This window comes from Kocuria sp. KH4 (assembly GCF_053711175.1).
Map to the genome: position 1 here is coordinate 44,995 of NZ_JBSJYX010000014.1, position 17,011 is coordinate 62,005.

At 74.0% G+C, this 17,011-nt stretch carries 15 protein-coding genes; 1 reads left to right on the forward strand and 14 read right to left on the reverse strand.

Annotated features, from left to right (window positions below; genetic code table 11):
- Positions 1-38 precede the first annotated feature (38 nt).
- Positions 39-1,616, forward strand: a complete 1,578-nt coding sequence (locus tag ACWCOM_RS11400; protein ID WP_454548865.1) for an LssY C-terminal domain-containing protein — start codon at positions 39-41, stop codon at positions 1,614-1,616.
- On the opposite strand, the gene miaA is transcribed toward ACWCOM_RS11400, so the two are convergent.
- The 14 genes from miaA to ACWCOM_RS11470 all read right to left on the reverse strand — a co-directional run bounded on the left by miaA (position 1,613) and on the right by ACWCOM_RS11470 (position 16,961).
- The gene (gene miaA, locus ACWCOM_RS11405; RefSeq protein ID WP_454548866.1) at positions 1,613-2,533 is read right to left on the reverse strand and encodes a tRNA (adenosine(37)-N6)-dimethylallyltransferase MiaA; all 921 of its coding nucleotides are present in this window, start codon (positions 2,531-2,533) and stop codon (positions 1,613-1,615) included. The genes ACWCOM_RS11400 and miaA overlap by 4 nt on opposite strands.
- Positions 2,530-4,056, reverse strand: a complete 1,527-nt coding sequence (miaB, locus tag ACWCOM_RS11410; RefSeq protein WP_454548915.1) for a tRNA (N6-isopentenyl adenosine(37)-C2)-methylthiotransferase MiaB — start codon at positions 4,054-4,056, stop codon at positions 2,530-2,532. Before miaB ends, miaA begins: the two co-directional genes overlap by 4 nt.
- 98 nt (positions 4,057-4,154) lie before the next feature.
- Entirely contained in the window at positions 4,155-4,787 is a 633-nt protein-coding gene (locus ACWCOM_RS11415; protein ID WP_454548867.1) for a regulatory protein RecX, read from the reverse strand.
- Positions 4,788-4,795: 8 nt separating this feature from the next.
- The gene (recA, locus tag ACWCOM_RS11420) at positions 4,796-5,905 is read right to left on the reverse strand and encodes a recombinase RecA (protein WP_454548868.1); all 1,110 of its coding nucleotides are present in this window, start codon (positions 5,903-5,905) and stop codon (positions 4,796-4,798) included.
- Positions 5,906-6,135: 230 nt separating this feature from the next.
- Positions 6,136-6,357: a DUF3046 domain-containing protein gene (locus ACWCOM_RS11425; RefSeq protein WP_454548869.1), complete on the reverse strand. Its 222-nt coding sequence runs from the start codon at positions 6,355-6,357 to the stop codon at positions 6,136-6,138.
- 163 nt (positions 6,358-6,520) lie between these two features.
- Positions 6,521-6,952 carry a helix-turn-helix domain-containing protein gene (locus ACWCOM_RS11430; protein WP_454548870.1) on the reverse strand — a complete coding sequence of 144 codons (432 nt, stop codon included), beginning with the start codon at positions 6,950-6,952 and terminating at the stop codon, positions 6,521-6,523.
- Positions 6,953-7,116: 164 nt separating this feature from the next.
- Positions 7,117-7,611 carry a CinA family protein gene (locus ACWCOM_RS11435; protein ID WP_454548871.1) on the reverse strand — a complete coding sequence of 165 codons (495 nt, stop codon included), beginning with the start codon at positions 7,609-7,611 and terminating at the stop codon, positions 7,117-7,119.
- Complete coding sequence (pgsA, locus tag ACWCOM_RS11440) at positions 7,608-8,213, reverse strand: CDP-diacylglycerol--glycerol-3-phosphate 3-phosphatidyltransferase (RefSeq protein WP_454548872.1); 606 nt, start codon at positions 8,211-8,213, stop codon at positions 7,608-7,610. The genes ACWCOM_RS11435 and pgsA overlap by 4 nt, the downstream gene beginning before the upstream one ends.
- A gap of 38 nt (positions 8,214-8,251) precedes the next feature.
- The gene (locus ACWCOM_RS11445; RefSeq protein ID WP_454548873.1) at positions 8,252-11,254 is read right to left on the reverse strand and encodes a DNA translocase FtsK 4TM domain-containing protein; all 3,003 of its coding nucleotides are present in this window, start codon (positions 11,252-11,254) and stop codon (positions 8,252-8,254) included.
- A 65-nt stretch (positions 11,255-11,319) separates the two neighbouring features.
- Positions 11,320-13,011 (reverse strand): ribonuclease J, encoded by a 1,692-nt coding sequence (locus tag ACWCOM_RS11450; protein ID WP_454548874.1) that lies wholly within the window; start codon positions 13,009-13,011, stop codon positions 11,320-11,322.
- A 12-nt stretch (positions 13,012-13,023) separates the two neighbouring features.
- Entirely contained in the window at positions 13,024-13,968 is a 945-nt protein-coding gene (gene dapA, locus ACWCOM_RS11455; protein ID WP_454548875.1) for a 4-hydroxy-tetrahydrodipicolinate synthase, read from the reverse strand.
- Between the two features lie 89 nt (positions 13,969-14,057).
- Positions 14,058-14,690, reverse strand: a complete 633-nt coding sequence (locus tag ACWCOM_RS11460) for a hypothetical protein (protein ID WP_454548876.1) — start codon at positions 14,688-14,690, stop codon at positions 14,058-14,060.
- Positions 14,691-14,694: 4 nt separating this feature from the next.
- Positions 14,695-15,498 carry a 4-hydroxy-tetrahydrodipicolinate reductase gene (gene dapB, locus ACWCOM_RS11465; protein WP_454548877.1) on the reverse strand — a complete coding sequence of 268 codons (804 nt, stop codon included), beginning with the start codon at positions 15,496-15,498 and terminating at the stop codon, positions 14,695-14,697.
- Positions 15,499-15,536: 38 nt separating this feature from the next.
- Positions 15,537-16,961, reverse strand: coding sequence for a M16 family metallopeptidase (locus ACWCOM_RS11470; protein WP_454548878.1), 1,425 nt, complete (start codon positions 16,959-16,961; stop codon positions 15,537-15,539).
- Positions 16,962-17,011: the final 50 nt, after the last annotated feature.

Here is a 17,011-nt window from a genome sequence, read left to right on the forward strand (position 1 = left end):
CCGGGGGTCCGGTGCGGCACGGGGGCGAGGACGGTCGGGTGGACGCACGAGGCAGCGACCGGGCACCGGGGGCGCGGGGCGCCGTTCCGGGTGCCCGCCGGCGGCCGGGTCCGACGGCGGTCCTGTGGCTGCACCGCTCCGGGCGGCTGGCGACCGCGCTGCTGGCGGGCTGGGGCGTCTACCACCTCGTGCTCGAGGACGTCGACGACGAGGGGCGCCTGGTGTGGGCGTTCGTGCCCGTCTGGGCGCTGTCGGCGTACGTGCTGCTGCCGTTCCTGAACCGGGTGCTCACCGGCCTCTACGTGCCCCACTACTTCATCGGGCGCGCCCGCACCGCCGACGGCCTGCTGGGCGACCCGGTCAACCTGGCGGTCACGGGCACCCCCGAGCGGCTGGCCGCGGCCATGCGCGCGGCGGGCTGGACGCCCGCCGATCCCCTGACCCCCGCCACGGCGTGGCGCATCGCCCGCGCCGCGGTGCTGCACCGCAGCTACCCCGCCGCACCGGTCAGCCCGCTCTACGTCTTCGGCCGCCCCCAGGCGCTGGCCTTCGAACGCGAGGTCGCCGACAGTCCCGCGAAGCGGCACCACGTGCGCTTCTGGGTCTGCCCGCCGGGCTGGCGGCTGCCGGGCGGGGCCCTCGTGGACCTGGTGGGCGCGGCGACCTTCGACCGCCGGGTCGGGCTGTCCCTGTTCACGCTGCAGGTGACCCACAAGGTCGCCGAGCGCACCGACGCCGAGCGGGACCTGGTCGTCGCCGCGCTGCGCTCCGCCGGCGCCCGGGTGCACGTGCTGCGCAACTTCTCCTCCGGCTACCACGCCCGCAACGGGGGCGGGGACGCGATCGAGACCGACGGCCACCTGCCCGTCCTCGACGTGCGGCCGACCCCGTCGGCCCCGGAACCGGAGCGGGACCGGGACCCGGGCCCCGAGGGGCGGGCGGCCGGCCCGGCGCGCCGTCCCGCTCCCGCCCAGGAGTTCCGCCGGCTCTCCGGCACCGGCGAGTCCACCGAGCGGACCGTGTTCTTCAGCGACGCGGTGTTCGCCATCGCGATGACCCTGCTGGTCCTGGAGCTCATCCTGCCCGGGGACCTCCCGCCGGAGCGGCTCGAGCCGGCGCTGCGGGCCGACCTGCCGCAGTTCCTGGCCTACGGGCTGAGCTTCGCCGTCATCGGCACCGCGTGGATGAGCCACCACCGCCGGTTCACCGTGATCCGCCGCATCGACGGGCGCCTGCAGTGGCTGAACCTGCTGTCCCTGTTCTTCGTGGCCCTGCTGCCGATGCCCACGAGCCTGCTCAGCGACTACGGCGGCGTCGGCTCGCCCTGGCCGGCGGCGCTGTACGCCGCGGTGTCGGCGGCGCTCTACGCCGCGCTGAACCTGGTGTGGGCCCACGCGTGGCACGCCGGGCTGATGGCGCCCGAGGTCGACGCCCCGCTGTACCGCTACGTCCTGCGGGGGCTCCTGCCGGCGCCGGTCGTCTTCGCCCTCAGCATCCCGGTGGCGTTCTGGGAGCCCGGGCTCGCCGCGTGGAGCTGGCTGCTCATCGTCCCGGTGTCCGCCGTGGACGGGTGGTGGCTGCGCCGCTCGGCCGCGGCCGGCGGCGGGTCCGGCTAGGGGCCGGGCCGGGACCGCTGCACGAGCCGCACGGCCCGCTCGGCCGCTCCGGGCCCGGCGGCATCCAGCCAGTGCACCCGCGGGTCCGCGCGGAACCAGGTCAGCTGGCGGCGGGCGAACTGCCGGGTGGCCACCACCGTGGCCTCGGCGGCGTCCGCGGCCGAGGCGCGGCCGTCGACGACGTCGAGGAACTGCCCGTAGCCCAGGGCGCGGGAGGCCGTGCGGCCGGCGCGCAGGCCGCGCCCGGCCAGCTCGCGCACCTCGGCCTCCAGCCCGGCCGCGACCATGGCCCCGACCCTCCGGGCGAGCCGGTCGTGCAGCTGCGCGCGGTCGACGTCCAGGGCCAGCTGCACCGTGGGCGCCACGTACTCCCGGCGGGGCATGAAGGAGGCGAAGGGGCGCCCGGTCAGCTCCCACACCTCCAGGGCGCGCACCAGGCGGCGGTCGTCGCGCACCCGGGCCGCGGACTCCGGGTCGACCCGGAGCAGGCGCTCGCGCAGCGGACCGGGACCTCCCGCGGCGAGCTCCTCCTCGAGCCGGGCGCGGATCCGCGGGTCCGTGCCCGGCAGCTCCAGCACGTCCAGGGCGGCACGGACGTAGAGCCCCGACCCGCCGACCAGGACGGGGACCCGGCCGCGGGCGCGGATGCCCGCGAAGCAGGAGCGGGCCTGCTGCTGGAAGGCGGCCACCGAGGCCTCCTGGGTGACGTCCAGGACGTCGAGCAGGTGGTGGGGCACTCCGCGCCGCTCCTCGGCGGTGGCCTTCGCGGTGCCGATGTCCATGCCGCGGTAGAACTGCATCGAGTCGGCGTTGACCACCTCGCCGCCCAGCCGCAGCGCCAGCTCCACGCCCAGGGCGGTCTTGCCGGTGCCCGTGGCGCCGACGACGGCGACGACCGGCAGGGCCTCGGCGCTCACCGGACGGGCAGGCCCGGCATGCCCAGGCTCACGGGCCGCGGGCCGGCGCCGCCGGGGGCGGGCACGCCGCAGGACTCGGCCTGGCGGCGGTCCCAGGCGTCGCCGGCCCGGGAGCGCCGCAGCGCGTACTCCTCCGGCCCGCGGGGATCGGCGACGAGGTGGTAGGCGGCGGCGCCGGTCACGGTGACGGTGACGAAGTCGCCGGGCCGGGGGGCCTCCGCGCCCTCCGGCACGGAGAAGTGCACGAGCCGCTGGTCCTGGGCGCGGCCGGAGAGCCGGTGGGTCAGCCCGGCCTTCTTGCCGGCCTCCGCCGTGACGAGCAGCTCGACCCGGCGCCCCACGATCCGGCGGTTCTCCTCCGCCGAGATCCGGTCCTGCAGGGCCACGAGGCGTTCGAAGCGCTCCTGCACCACGGCCTTGGGCAGCTGGTCGGCCATCTCCCCCGCGGGGGTGCCGGGCCGGATCGAGTACTGGAAGGTGAAGGCCGAGGAGAAGCGGGAGGCGGCCACGACGTCGAGGGTGTCCTGGAAGTCCTGCTCGGTCTCCCCCGGGAACCCCACGATGATGTCGGTGGTGATCGCGGCGTGCGGGATCCGCTCGCGGACCGTGTCCAGGATCTCGAGGAAGCGCCGGGAGCGGTAGGAGCGGCGCATCTGCCGGAGCACGCGGTCCGAGCCGGACTGCAGGGGCATGTGCAGCTGGGGCATCACGTTGGGGGTCTCCGCCATGGCGTCGATGACGTCGTCGGTGAAGGCCGCGGGGTGCGGGCTGGTGAAGCGCACCCGCTCCAGGCCCTCGATCTGCCCGCAGGCGCGCAGCAGCTTGGCGAAGGCGCCGCGGTCCCCGAACTCGACACCGTAGGAGTTCACGTTCTGCCCGAGCAGGGTGACCTCCACGGCGCCGTCGTCCACCAGCGCCTGCACCTCGGCGAGGACGTCGCCCGGCCGGCGGTCGCGCTCCTTGCCGCGCAGCGAGGGCACGATGCAGAACGTGCACGTGTTGTTGCAGCCCACGGAGATCGACACCCAGCCGGAGTAGGCGCTGTCCCGCCGGGTGGGCAGCGTCGAGGGGAAGACCTCCAGGGCGTCGAGGATCTCGAGCTGGGCCTCGGCGTTGTGCCGGGAGCGCTCCAGCAGGGTCGGCAGCGAGCCGATGTTGTGCGTGCCGAAGACGACGTCGACCCACGGGGCCTTCTCCAGGATCGTGTCCTGGTCCTTCTGGGCCAGGCAGCCGCCCACCGCGATCTGCAGGTCCTTGTTGCGCTTCTTGGCCGGCACGAGCTGCCCGAGGTTGCCGTAGAGCTTGTTGTCGGCGTTCTCGCGTACCGCGCAGGTGTTGAAGACCACGAGGTCCGGCTCGCCGCCCGCGGCCGGGACGTAGCCGGCGGCCTCGAGCAGACCGGTGATCCGCTCGGAGTCGTGGACGTTCATCTGGCACCCGAAGGTGCGCACCTCGTAGGAGCGCGGAGCGGGGGCGGCGGAGGACGCGGTCAGGTCCGCGGGCTGGGCGGCAGGGGTCGAGATCACCGGTCAATTGTACGGGCCGCACGCCGCGCCCGTCCCGTCCGCCCGGATCGCCGGGCGGACCGGCGTCGCCGGCGGCGGGGCACGCCCGTCCCCGGTCAGGGGGTGTCGGGAAGGACCTCGTCCACGCCGTCGTCGTCCGCGGCGGCGCCGGTGCGGGCCTCGAGCTCCTCCTTGACGACGGCGAAGGCCAGTCCCGGGGCGTAGCCCTTGCGCCCGAGCATCCCCACCAGCCGGCGCACCGCCCGGTCCCGCTGGGTGCGGTCCGCGAGCTCCGGTCCCGCCGGCAGCTTCCGGCGCACCAGCTCGGCGGCGTCGGCCCGCTCGTCCTCGTCGGTGCGCTGCTCGAGCGCCGCCTCGGCGAGCTCGCCGGAGACGCCGCGGGTGGCCAGTTCCCGGCGGATCGCGGAACGGGCCAGTTTGCGGGAGCCGGCGCGGGAGCGGACGTAGAGCTCCGCGTACTGGGCGTCGTCGACGAGGTTGACCTCCTCGAAACGGTCCAGGACCTCCCGGGCCACGTCCTCGGGGACGCCGCGGTCGGCGAGCTTGTCCTCGAGCTGCTTGCGGCTCTTGGCCGAGGCCGTGAGCTGGCGCAGCACGATCGCTCGTGCCACCTCCCGCGGGTCGGGCTCGGGGTCCTGGGCGGCGGACGCCGACGCCGCCGGGCCATCCGGCCCGCGGTGGCGGGCGGAGGACCGGCGGCGCCGGCGTGCGTAGGGGCTCTCGGTCACGGACCCGCTCAGAAGGCCGGGCCGCCGACCTCGGAGGGCAGGCCGGCGACCGGCGACTCCTCCTCGGCCTCCGCGGCGCTCTCGGGCTCGGCCACGATCCCAAGCTTGACCAGGATCCGGCGCTCGATCTCCTCCGCCAGCTCCGGGTTGTCCTTGAGGAACCGCCGGGCGTTCTCCTTGCCCTGCCCGAGCTGGTCGCCCTCGTAGGTGAACCACGCCCCGGACTTCTTGACGATCCCGTGCTCCACGCCCATGTCGATGAGCCCGCCCTGGGTGGAGATGCCCTCCCCGTAGAGGATGTCGAACTCGGCCTGCTTGAAGGGCGGGGCCATCTTGTTCTTGACGATCTTGGCGCGGGTGCGGTTGCCCACCGGGTTCGCCCCGTCCTTGAGCGTCTCGATGCGGCGCACGTCCACGCGCACCGAGGCGTAGAACTTCAGCGCCTTGCCACCGGTGGTGGTCTCGGGGCTGCCGAAGAACACGCCGATCTTCTCGCGCAGCTGGTTGATGAAGATCGCGGTGGTGTTGGAGTGGGAGAGCCGCCCGGTGATCTTGCGCAGCGCCTGGCTCATGAGCCGGGCCTGCAGACCGACGTGGCTGTCGCCCATCTCCCCCTCGATCTCGGCCTTGGGGACCAGGGCCGCCACCGAGTCGATCACGATGATGTCGATGGACCCGGAGCCCACCAGCATGTCCATGATCTCGAGGGCCTGCTCACCGGTGTCCGGCTGCGAGACGAGCAGGCTGTCGGTGTCCACGCCCAGCTTCTCGGCGTAGGCGGGGTCCAGGGCGTGCTCGGCGTCGATGAACGCGGCGATCCCGCCGGCCTTCTGCACGTTGGCCACCGCGTGCAGCGCCACGGTGGTCTTGCCGGAGGACTCCGGGCCGTAGATCTCCACGACGCGCCCGCGCGGGAACCCCCCGATGCCCAGAGCGACGTCCATCGCGATGGAGCCGGTGGGGATGGTCTCGATCTTGGTCGCCGGGCGGTCGCCCAGGCGCATCACCGAGCCCTTGCCGTAGTTCTTGTCGATCTGCGCGAGGACGGTCTCGAGAGCCTTCTCGCGGTCGCTGCCGAACTGCTGGTCGGCGCTCTGTTTGTTGCCCTTGGCTGCCATGGTTCACCTCGTGGTCGGGGGGTTCCGCCGGTGCGGCCGGAACCGTTCTTGCGGGTCGTTTCGTGGTCCACGGTATCGCCGCGGTCGGACACCCTAAGGCCTCGGCACCGGGGCTGGGGACGCCCGTCGGACGGCGGCCCGGGCGGGAGCGCACTGTGCAGTCCGCGCTGCGGTGTCGAATATACCTTCGAACTCCCCCGGGGTCCACGGGCGCGCCGGGACGGGCCCGGTCAGCCGCGCGGAGGCCGGTCCGCGCCCCACCAGCGCGACTCCGGCACGTCCTGCGCCCGGCACAGGGCGAACCACACGGCGCGCGGGTCCTCCCCGTCCTCGATGGCCTCCGCGGCCGTGCGGTGACCGAGCTCCCCGAGCACGAGGTCCCGGGCCAGGACCTTGCTGTAGCCCGCCCCGAACTCGTCGGCCATCAGCTCCCAGAAGCTGCTGAGCCTCATGCGCGTCCTCCTCGGTCGTGCTGCGGCCTGCCGGTCCGCAGTGCGTGGTCGTGCCGCGCCCGGTCGGGGCGCCGGCGGCGGGTCACGTGCCGGAGGGCCCGGCGGTCCTGGGACCGACGAGCCCTCCGGGACGTCGTGGTGGGCGGGGTGCCGCCCGGGGTGCTCAGCGGGCGCCGGCCGCGGCGGCCTCGCCGCCGTTGACGCGCCCGAACTCCCGCGAGTACTGCTCGGTCAGGTCGCTGGGCACCGTGTCCGGGACCAGGAGGCCCTCGGCGTAGGCCAGCCGGTCGGCGACCTCGCGCAGCATCTGGGACATCGGGATGTCGAGGGCGGCGCAGATCGAGGCGAGCAGCTCCGAGGAGGCCTCCTTCTGCCCGCGCTCCACCTCGCTCAGGTAGCCGAGGGAGACACGGGCGCTGTGGGAGACCTCCCGGAGGGTGCGCCCCTGACGCTGACGGACGTTGCGGAGAACCTCACCGATCTCCTGGCGGAGTACACCCATCTTCATGTCCTTCGTCTCGGTACCGCTGCGCTCGTCCAGGCCCACGTCCTTCCAACGGACGACGCCATTGACGGACACGGGTTGCTTCGTCATGTGAATCGCTTGTCTCCTCATGTGTGCGGCAGTGTCACCGCCTGCTGCGGACGGTGTCCCCGGCGCCGGCCGGTCGACAACTTGACTTCGAGCGGCTCAACTCGAGCCTGCGATCATTGCTAACCACGCTGACGGTTCCATTCTTCCCCGCCGACCGGACTTTTTCACTGGGAGTTGTCTGGGAGCACGATGGCGGCGGTCAGCCGCTCCAGGGCCGCGGCCACGGTGGCCGCCCGGATGGCCGCGCGGTCTCCCGTGGCGCGCAGCTCCACGGCGGTCGCGCCCCGGGGGCCGGCCAGGCCGAGGTAGACCGTGCCCACCGGGCGGCCGTCGTGCGGCTCCGGGCCGGCCACGCCGGTAGTGGCCACGGCCCAGTCCGTGCCGAGCACCCGGCGGGCGCCCCGGGCCATCGCCGCCGCGACCTCGGGGTCCACCGAGCCGCGCTCGGCCAGCAGCGCCGCCGGGACGCCGAGTACCTCGGTCTTGACCCGGTTGGAGTAGGACACGACCGCGCCCTCGAAGCAGCCGGAGGCCCCGGGGACGTCCACCACGGCGGCGGCCAGGGCGCCTCCGGTCAGAGACTCCGCGGTGCCGATCGTCAGCCCCCGCCGCACGGCCGCTTCCACGAGCGCCCCGGCGGCCGGCCGCGGGCCGCTCACGCCGGGTTCCGCCCGGCCGGCGAGCGGCGGCGCAGCTGCACGGCCTTGACCACGTAGTCCACGCCGGTCACGACCGTGACCACCAGGGCGGCGCCCATGACGGTCCAGCCCAGCCACGGCCACCAGGCGCCCACCAGCGGGGCCAGGGGCAGGAGCAGCAGCAGCAGGGCGGCGGTCTGCAGGACCGTCTTGAGCTTCCCGCCCTTGGAGGCGGCCATCACCCCGTAGCGGATGACGACGAAGCGCAGGACCGTGATGCCCCACTCGCGCACCAGGATCACCACGGTGACCCACCACCACAGCTCCCCCAGCATCGAGAGCACCACGAAGGCGGCCCCGGTCAGCAGCTTGTCCGCGATCGGATCGGCGATCTTGCCGAAGCTGGTGATCAGCCCGCGGGCCCGGGCGATGTCGCCGTCGAGCTTGTCGGTGTACATGGCCACGGCGAACACCGCGAGGGCGGCCCACCGCATGGCCGCGGAGTCCTCGCCCTGGGTGCCGCCCGCCCACAGGAACCAGACGAAGAAGGGCACCAGCACGATGCGCAGGGCGGTGAGCGCATTGGGCAGGTTGAGGTTGGAGGCCGGGTCCGCGGGGCTCATCGGGTGCTCGCTTCCTGGTGGTGGTGGTCGGTGCGGGCTCAGCGGCCGGTGAGCTGCCAGGCGTCCTCGGAGCCCTCGGGGTCCTCGGCGCCGTCGTGGTGGTCGACCGCGGTGGCGGCCAGCGACGCCTCGACCGGGTCCTCCCCGTAGTCGACGGAGCCACCGGTCCCGCCGGCCGGCGCCGGCGGCTCCTCGCCGCGGAGCACGGCCAGGGTCGCGGCGAGGTCGTCGGGCTTGACGAGCACGTCGCGGGCCTTGGACCCCTCGGAGGGCCCGACGACGCCCCGGGACTCCAGCAGGTCCATGAGCCGGCCGGCCTTGGCGAAGCCCACCCGCAGCTTGCGCTGCAGCATGGAGGTGGAGCCGAACTGCGTGGTCACCACGAGCTCGGTAGCCTGCAGGAGCACGTCGAGGTCGTCCCCGATGTCCTCGTCGATGGCCTTCTTGGGGGCCTCCTGCACGACGTCGTCCCGGTAGTGGGCGCGCATCTGGCCCTTGACGTGGTCGACGACCTCGTGGATCTCCGACTCGGAGACCCACGCGCCCTGCACGCGCATGGGCTTGGAGGCGCCCATGGGCAGGAAGAGGGCGTCGCCCTGGCCGATGAGCTTCTCGGCGCCGGGCTGGTCCAGGACCACCCGGGAGTCGGTGACCGAGGACGTGGCGAACGCCATCCGGGAGGGCACGTTGGCCTTGATCAGGCCGGTGACCACGTCCACGGAGGGCCGCTGGGTCGCGAGCACCAGGTGGATCCCGGCCGCGCGGGCGAGCTGGGTGATGCGCACGATCGCGTCCTCGACGTCGCGCGGGGCGACCATCATGAGGTCGGCGAGCTCGTCCACGATCACGAGCAGGTACGGGTATGGCCGGATCACCCGCTTGGAGCCGGGCTCGGGCTGGACCTTGCCGTTGCGCACGGCCTTGTTGAAGTCGTCGACGTGCTTGTAGCCGTAGTGGGAGAGGTCGTCGTAGCGGGCGTCCATCTCCCGCACCACCCACTGCAGCGCCTCGGCGGCCTTCTTGGGGTTGGTGATGATGGGGGTGATCAGGTGCGGGACGCCCTCGTAGGCGGTGAGCTCGACGCGCTTGGGGTCGACCATGACCATCCGCACCTCGTCGGGGGTGGCGCGCATCAGCAGGGAGACGATCATCGAGTTCACGAAGCTCGACTTGCCCGCGCCGGTGGCGCCGGCCACGAGCAGGTGCGGCATCTTCGCGAGGTTGGCCACCACGTAGCCGCCCTCCACGTCCTTGCCGACGCCCATCACCATGGGGTGCTCGGTCTTGCGGGCGTTGTGCGAGCGCAGGACGTCGCCGAGGGACACCGTCTCGCGGTCGGTGTTGGGGATCTCGATCCCGATCGCGGAGCGGCCCGGGATCGGCGAGAGGATGCGCACGTCGGCGGAGGCGACGGCGTAGGCGATGTTCTTCGACAGCGCCGTGACCCGCTCGACCTTCGTGCCGGCGCCCAGCTCGATCTCGTACCGGGTGACGGTGGGCCCGCGGGAGAAGCCCGTGACGACGGCGTCCACGTTGAACTGCTCCAGGACGCTGGTCAGGGCGGCGACCACGGCGTCGTTGGCCTCCGAGCGCTCCTTGGGCGGGGGGCCCTGCACGAGCGCCCCGGGCGTGGGCAGGGAGTAGGCGATGTCCCCCTCGAGCTTGAGCTGCTCCGCCCGGGCCGGGATGGGGGCCTCGGGGGTGTGCGTGCGGGCGGTGACGGAGGTCGAGCCCGCCGGTGCGGCGGCGACGTCCTCGAGCGCCGGGGAGCCGGAGCCGGCGGCCGTGTCCGCGGCCGGCTCGAGGCCCTGCTCCCGGCGCAGCTGCGTGGCGGCGCGCTGCTCCTGGGTGGGGCGCTTCTGCCCCGGGCGCGGGCCGGCCGGCGGCTGCGGCGCCGGCTCGGCGGCGGCCGGTGCCCCGGCCGGCTCCGCGGTGCCGGCGGCGGCCGGGTCCGGGCTGCCGGCGGCGGCCTTCCGCCGGGCGGCGCGGGCGGAGTCGACGTCGAACACGCGGGTGGGCGCTCCGGCCGCGGACTGCTCCTGGTCCACCACGGCCCGCTCGAAGGCCTCGTCGCCGCGGTAGCCGTCGAGGGCGCGCCGCTCGGCCTCGGCCTCCTTGCGCTCGCGGCGCTTCTGCCGCCGGGTCTTGCCGGCCTCGGCGCGCGCATGGTGCTCGTCGAGGTAGGAGCGGTCGTGGCGCTCGGAGGACAGGTCGGTCGCGGACACGGGCCCGTCCTGGCCCATCAGCCGCCAGTAGCCCTGCTGCAGCCGGTGCCCGATGAGGTTCACGGGGGTGGCGGTGATCACGAGCACGGACAGGAACAGCACGGCGACGAACACCGCGCCGGCCCCGACCGGGGTGACGAGGGCGCTGAGCGGGTCGGCGGCGAGGAAGCCGACGGTGCCCCCGGCGGTGCCCAGGGCGTCCCGGCCGTCGCTCATCGAGGGGCGGCCCAGGAACAGGTGGGCCAGGCCCGAGCCGGCCACCACGGCGGCGCCGAGGCCGATGGCGATCCGGTTGTTGGCGGAGGTCTCCTCCGGGTGCCGGAAGCGGCGCAGGGCGAAGCCCGTGAGCGGCAGGGGCAGGACCAGGGCCATCCAGCCGAAGGTGCCGGCGAGCACCTGGTGCACCACGGCGGCGGGCAGGGCGATCCACGCGGCCGGGGCGGCCGGCAGGTTCCACCACTCGACGGCGGCGCTGAGCAGCCCCAGCAGCAGCAGGAACAGCGCCCCGCCGTCCCGGAGGCGCTCGGCGGGCACGTCGGTGCGCAGCGTGCCCATCCGGCGCACCGCGCCGCCGACCACGTGGGCGACGGCCGTCCAGGCGCCCCCCACCACGTGGGCGCACCACAGCAGGGCGGCGCCGAGGCCGTGCAGCGCGCCCGGCGAGCCGTCGGCCGCCCGCGCCGAGGAGCCCCGCGCCGCGGTGGCGGGACGGGAGGGGGATTTCCGGTTGGTTCCCGACGACCGCGCGGAAGACGTGCTGTTCTTGCCACGCGACGTCGAGGCGCCCTTGCGGGCAGGGGAAGTACGAGTCGCCATGCTCCCAGGGTAGACCACGGCCTCCCCCCGCCCGCGGTGCCGCACGGGCGGAGGACGGCGGGCGCTCAGGCCTCGATGACCACCGGGACGATCATGGGTTTGCGGCGCAGCTTGCGGCTGACCCAGGAGCCGATCGTGCGGCGGACCACCTGCTGGAGCTGCTGGGTGGTGTGGTTTTTGCCGGAGTGGTTGATCGCGTCCTCGAGGGCGGCGGTGATCCTCGGCTTGATGTCCTCGAAGACCTCGTCGTCCTCCGCCACGCCCCGCGCGTGCACGTCGGGGCCGGAGACGACCTTGCCGGTGTCGCGGTTGACCACGGTGATCACGGAGATGAAGCCCTCCTCGGCCAGCACCAGGCGGTCCTTGAGGTCGGCGTCGGTGATGGTGCCCACGGAGGAGCCGTCCACGTAGACGTCCCCGCACTCGACCTGCCCGGTGATCCGGGCGCGGCCGGCGGCCATGTCCACCACGGTGCCGTTCTCCGCCAGCAGCACGTGGTCGGTCGGGACGCCGGTCTCCTCGGCGAGCTTGCCGTTGGCGATGAGGTGGCGGACCTCGCCATGCACCGGCATCACGTACTCGGGCTCGATGATGTTGTAGCAGTACAGCAGCTCCCCGGCGGCGGCGTGCCCGGAGACGTGGACCTTGGCGTTGCTCTTGTGCACCACGTTCGCGCCCAGGCGCATGAGCCCGTTGATGATCCGGAACACGGAGTTCTCGTTGCCCGGGATCAGCGAGGACGCCAGGATCACGGTGTCCCCCTCGGTGAGCTGGACCTTGTGGTCCCCGTTGGCCATCCGCGACAGCGCGGCCATCGGCTCGCCCTGCGAGCCGGTGCACATGATGACCAGCTGGGAGTCGGCGTGGTCGTCGATCCTCTTCTGGTCGACCAGGGTGTTCGGCGGCACCTCGAGGTAGCCGAGCTTCTCGGCGATGGTCATGTTGCGCACCATGGAGCGGCCCATGAAGACGACCTTGCGCCCGTGCTCGGCGGCCGCGTCGAGCACCTGCTGCACCCGGTGGACGTGGGAGGAGAAGGACGCCACGACCACCCGCTTGGGGGCCCGGCCGATCACGTCGGCCAGCACCGGGCCGATGTGCTTCTCCGTGGGGGTGAAGCCGGGGACCTCGGCGTTGGTGGAGTCGGTGAGGAACAGGTCCACGCCCTCCTCGCCGAGCCGGGCGAAGTGGCGCAGGTCGGTGATCCGGCCGTCGAGGGGCAGCTGGTCCATCTTGAAGTCGCCGGTGTGCAGCACGGTGCCGGCCCGGGTGCGCAGGAACACGGCCAGCGCGTCGGGGATGGAGTGGTTCACGGCCACGAACTCGACCTCGAACTCGCCGAGCCGTTCGACCTGCCCCTCCCGCACCGCCATGGTGTAGGGCTTGATGCGGTGCTCCTGCAGCTTCGCCTCGATCAGCGCGAGCGTGAGCTGGGAGCCGATGACGGGGATGTCCGGGCGGCGCCGGAGCAGGTAGGGCACGGCGCCGATGTGGTCCTCGTGCCCGTGCGTGAGCACCACGGCCACGACGTCGTCGAGCCGGTCGATGATGTGGTTGATGTCCGGGAGGATCAGGTCCACGCCGGGCTGGGTCTCCTCGGGGAAGAGGACCCCGCAGTCGATCACGAGCAGCTGCCCGTTGATCTCGAACACCGTCATGTTTCTGCCGACTTCGCCCAGCCCGCCCAGCGGGACGACGCGCAGCGTGTCCTGGGCGAGGGCGGGAGGAGCGGAGAGGTCAGTGTGCCACTGGGTCATGTGCGTCTTTCGTCATTCGAGGGTGCCGGAGAGGATCGAGCCCTCCAGATCCGCGCGGATCAGGGCGGCCTCGGCCTCCGTGGGTGGGACGTGCGGGAGCCGCACGGTGTTGTGCGGCAGCTTGCCCTGCCACATGAGGATCGTCTTGGCCGCCACGGCGCCGGGGGCGCGGGTCATGGTGGCGCGGACCACGGGCTCGAGGTCCCGGTTGATGCGCTGGGCGGTGCCGAGGTCCCCGGCGCGCACGGCGTCGACGAGCCGGCGGTACTCGGCGGTGGCCACGTGGGTGGTGACGCCCACCAGGCCGGCGGCGCCGAGCGACATCCACGGCAGGGTCAGCCCGTCGTCGCCGGAGTAGTAGAGCAGGTCGGTCTCGGCCAGCACCCGGGTGGCGGCGAACAGGTCCGCCTTGGCGTCCTTGACGGCCACGATGTTGGGGTGGCCCGCGAGGGAGATCAGGGTCTCGGTGGCGATGGGGATGCCGGCGCGGCCGGGGATGTCGTAGAGCATGATCGGCAGGTCCACGGAGTCGGCGAGGCTGCGGAAGTGCGCCTCGACGCCGGCCTGGGTGGGCTTGTTGTAGTACGGGGTGACGATGAGCAGCCCGTCCATGCCGATCTTCTCGGCCGCGCGGGAGAGGTAGCGGGAGTGCTCGGTGTCGTTGGAGCCGGTGCCGGCCAGCAGCGGCACCCGGGAGCCCACGGCGTCCTTGACCGCGCGGAACACGGAGAGGTTCTCGTCGTCGGTCATGGTCGAGTACTCGCCCGTGGTCCCGCAGACCACCAGGCCGTCGCAGCCCCCGTCCACGAGGCGCTCGGCCTCGGCCGCGGTGCCCTCCAGGTCCACGGAGCCGTCCTCGGCGAAGACGGTGATCATCGCGGTGAGCAGCGTCCCGAACAGGGGCTCGTCCGGGGTGGCGGGGCGGTCGGCGGCGGAGGACGCGGCGAAGTCAGTCATGGGCCCCAGGCTACCGCCTCCGGACCCGGGCCCGCGCCGGGGCGGCCGGCCGAGGGGCCGCCGGCGGTGCGGGTCGCGGCGGCCACCGCTCAGTCCCGGCCGTCGCCGGCCGGGCCGGAGGCCTCCACGTTGCGGGCCGGGCGCCCGCGGGACAGGGCCACGGCGTCGCGCATCGCGGAGCGGGCGCGGCGGCGGTCCCCGGCGGCGGCGTAGGCCAGGGAGAGCCGGTACCAGTTGCGCCAGTCCCCGGGGTCCTCCTCGGTCCGCGCCCGGTGGACGTGGAACCGCTCGTCGGCGGCCTCGCGCACGATCCGGCCGCCCGGGGTGCGCGGCAGGTCGTCCGCGGGCAGCCCGCCCTCGGCCTCCAGGATGCGGCCGAGCTGCTCGGTGCGGACGCCGAAGAGCACCTCGCGCACCAGCGCCCACACGCCCACGGCCGGCAGCACCAGCAGGGCGAGGCCGAAGGCCTTGGGGATCCACCCCTCGGTGGCCAGCAGCAGGGCCGCGCGGTGCAGGCTCAGGGCGAGATAGACGACGAGCAGGGCGGTCATGGCCGCGGCCAGCGCCTTGGCCCGGCTGGTGGACTCCAGCAGCGTGAAGACGCCGGCGAAGACGAGCACCGCGAGGATCCACAGCTTCGAGCCGTCCGGGAGCGGCAGCAGCCACAGGGTCAGGGCGCCCGCCGCGAGCAGCAGCCAGCCCCAGACGCGCAACGAGCCCATCGGGTCACAGCTCCAGGTCGAGGTAGCTCTCGAGGCCGTGCGTGAGACCGGGGTGGGCGCCGACCCGGCGCACGCCGAGGACCACGCCGGTCATGAAGGAGATCCGGTCGAAGGAGTCGTGCCGGATGGTCAGCTGCTCCCCGACGCCGCCCAGCAGCGTCTCCTGGTGGGCCACCAGGCCGCGCAGGCGTACGGAGTGCACCCGGACGTCGTCGACGAGCGCCCCGCGCGCGCCGGCCGGGTCGTGCTCGGTGGCGTCGGGCGACGGCGCCACCCCGGCGGCCCGCCGCGCCTCGCCGACGAGGGCCGCGGTGCGCGCGGCGGTGCCGGAGGGGGCGTCGACCTTGTCCGGGTGGTGCAGCTCGACGATCTCCACCGACTCGAAGAACCGCGCGGCCTGGGCGGAGAAGCGCATGGCCAGCACCGCCCCGACCGAGAAGTTGGGGGCGATCAGCACGCCCACCCCGGGGTGGGCGGCCAGGAGCTCCTCGAGCCGCTCCAGCCGCTCGGCGTCCCAGCCGGTGGTGCCCACCACGCAGTGGATGCCGTGCTCCACGGCGAAGCGGACGTTGGCCTCCGTGGCGGAGGGCACCGTGAGGTCGACCACCACCTCGGCGCCGGCGGCGACGAGGGCCTGCAGGGAGTCCTCCCGGCCGAGCTCGGCCACGAGCTGCAGGCCCTCGGCGCGGCGCACCGCCTGCACGGCCTCGCTGCCCATCCGGCCGCGGGCGCCGAGCACGGCGACCCGCACCTCGGCGGGGGCGGACGCCGCGGCGTCGGTGGTCACGGGGGCGGTGCTGTCGGTCATGGCTCCAACTCTAGGTCACAGGGGTGCGGGGACGGCGGTCAGCGGCGGGAGGGCGCCACGATGGTGGTGACGACCGGGCCCTCGGCGAGCCACCCGGCGAGCTCCCGGACCTGCTCCGGGGTCACGGAGCGCACCCGGTCCAGCGACTCGTCGATGTCGAGGAACTCCCCCGACTTCAGCTCCGCCGAGCCCAGCCGCGACATCCGCGAGCCGGTGTCCTCCAGGGCGAGCACGGTGCCGCCGCCGAGCTGGCCGACCACCTTGCGCAGCTCGTCGGCACCGATCCCGTCCGCGGCGAGGGTCTCGAGCTCGCCGGTCATCAGGGCCACGACCTCGTCGGTGCGCGCCGGCAGGCACCCGGCGTACATCCCGAAGTAGCCCGCGTCCGAGTACGCCCCCGTGAAGGAGAACGTGCTGTAGGCCAGCCCGCGCTTCTCGCGGATCTCCTGGAACAGGCGGGAGGACATCCCCCCGCCCAGGGCGGCGTTGAGCACGGTCATGGCGAAGCGGCGCTCGTCGCCGGCCACGATCCCGGGCCGGCCCACGAGCACGTTGGTCTGCTCCACGGGCCGCTCCAGGAAGTGCTCGCCCCACGCGGGGGCCAGCGGGGCGGGGGTGCGCTCGCGCCGGGCCACCGGGGCGGCCGGGGCGGACGGGTCCCAGCCGGCCCGGCCGAGGGCCTCCGCGACGAGGGCCACGACCAGGTCGTGCTCCAGCCCGCCGGCGGCCGTCACCACGAGGCCCTCCGGCCGGTAGTGCCGCCGGTAGTGCTCGAGCACCGCGTCGCGGGGCACGGCCAGGATCTCCTCCGGCGTCCCGCCGATCGGCCGGCCCAGCGGGTGCTCGCCCAGCACCCGCTGGGTGAACTCCTCGAAGGCGACGTCCTCGGGGTCGTCCTTGTCCATGGCCAGCTCCTCGAGGATCACCCCCCGTTCCCGCTCGAGCTCCTCCGGGTCCAGGACGGCCGAGGTCACCATGTCCGTGATGACGTCGATGGACATCGGCAGGTCCTCGGCGAGCACCCGGGCGTAGTAGCAGGTGTGCTCCTTGGCCGTGGCCGCGTTGGACTCCCCGCCCACCTCGTCGAAGGCCTCGGCGATCTGCAGCGCCGAGCGCCGCGTGGTGCCCTTGAACAGCAGGTGCTCCAGGAAGTGGGTGGAGCCCAGCCGCCCCGGCTGCTCGTCGCGGGAGCCGACGCCCACCCAGAAGCCGACCGTCACGGCGCGCTGGGCCGGCATCCGCTCGGTGAGCACGCGGGTGCCGCACGGCAGCACGGTGCGCCGCACCACGTTGCCGCCCTCGCCCTCGTGCAGGGTGTGCGTGAACCCCCCGGCCGCGGCGGTCAGCGCCTCGGCGGTGGTGGTCGGTGAACTGCTCAGGACCGCCGAGAGGCGGGCTCCCGGGCCCGGGGTGGTCCCCGGGCCGCGGTCGCCCGCCTCCAGCGGCAGATCGACTGCCGTCATCCAGTTGTGCTGCTTTCTGTGCTCGTGCTCTGCTGCGCGCGGGAGGGACC

Excerpts from the sequence above, each read along its gene's own strand:
- recA (WP_454548868.1), bottom strand. The coding sequence starts at position 5,905 with ATGGCAGCCAAGGGCAACAAACAGAGCGCCGACCAGCAGTTCGGCAGC.
- dapA (WP_454548875.1), bottom strand. The coding sequence starts at position 13,968 with ATGACTGACTTCGCCGCGTCCTCCGCCGCCGACCGCCCCGCCACCCCG.
- pgsA (WP_454548872.1), bottom strand. The coding sequence starts at position 8,213 with ATGAGCCCCGCGGACCCGGCCTCCAACCTCAACCTGCCCAATGCGCTC.
- ACWCOM_RS11425 (WP_454548869.1), bottom strand. The coding sequence starts at position 6,357 with ATGAGGCTCAGCAGCTTCTGGGAGCTGATGGCCGACGAGTTCGGGGCG.
- ACWCOM_RS11430 (WP_454548870.1), bottom strand. The coding sequence starts at position 6,952 with ATGACGAAGCAACCCGTGTCCGTCAATGGCGTCGTCCGTTGGAAGGAC.
- ACWCOM_RS11460 (WP_454548876.1), bottom strand. The coding sequence starts at position 14,690 with ATGGGCTCGTTGCGCGTCTGGGGCTGGCTGCTGCTCGCGGCGGGCGCC.
- dapB (WP_454548877.1), bottom strand. The coding sequence starts at position 15,498 with ATGACCGACAGCACCGCCCCCGTGACCACCGACGCCGCGGCGTCCGCC.
- ACWCOM_RS11470 (WP_454548878.1), bottom strand. The coding sequence starts at position 16,961 with ATGACGGCAGTCGATCTGCCGCTGGAGGCGGGCGACCGCGGCCCGGGG.
- ACWCOM_RS11450 (WP_454548874.1), bottom strand. The coding sequence starts at position 13,011 with ATGACCCAGTGGCACACTGACCTCTCCGCTCCTCCCGCCCTCGCCCAG.
- ACWCOM_RS11445 (WP_454548873.1), bottom strand. The coding sequence starts at position 11,254 with ATGGCGACTCGTACTTCCCCTGCCCGCAAGGGCGCCTCGACGTCGCGT.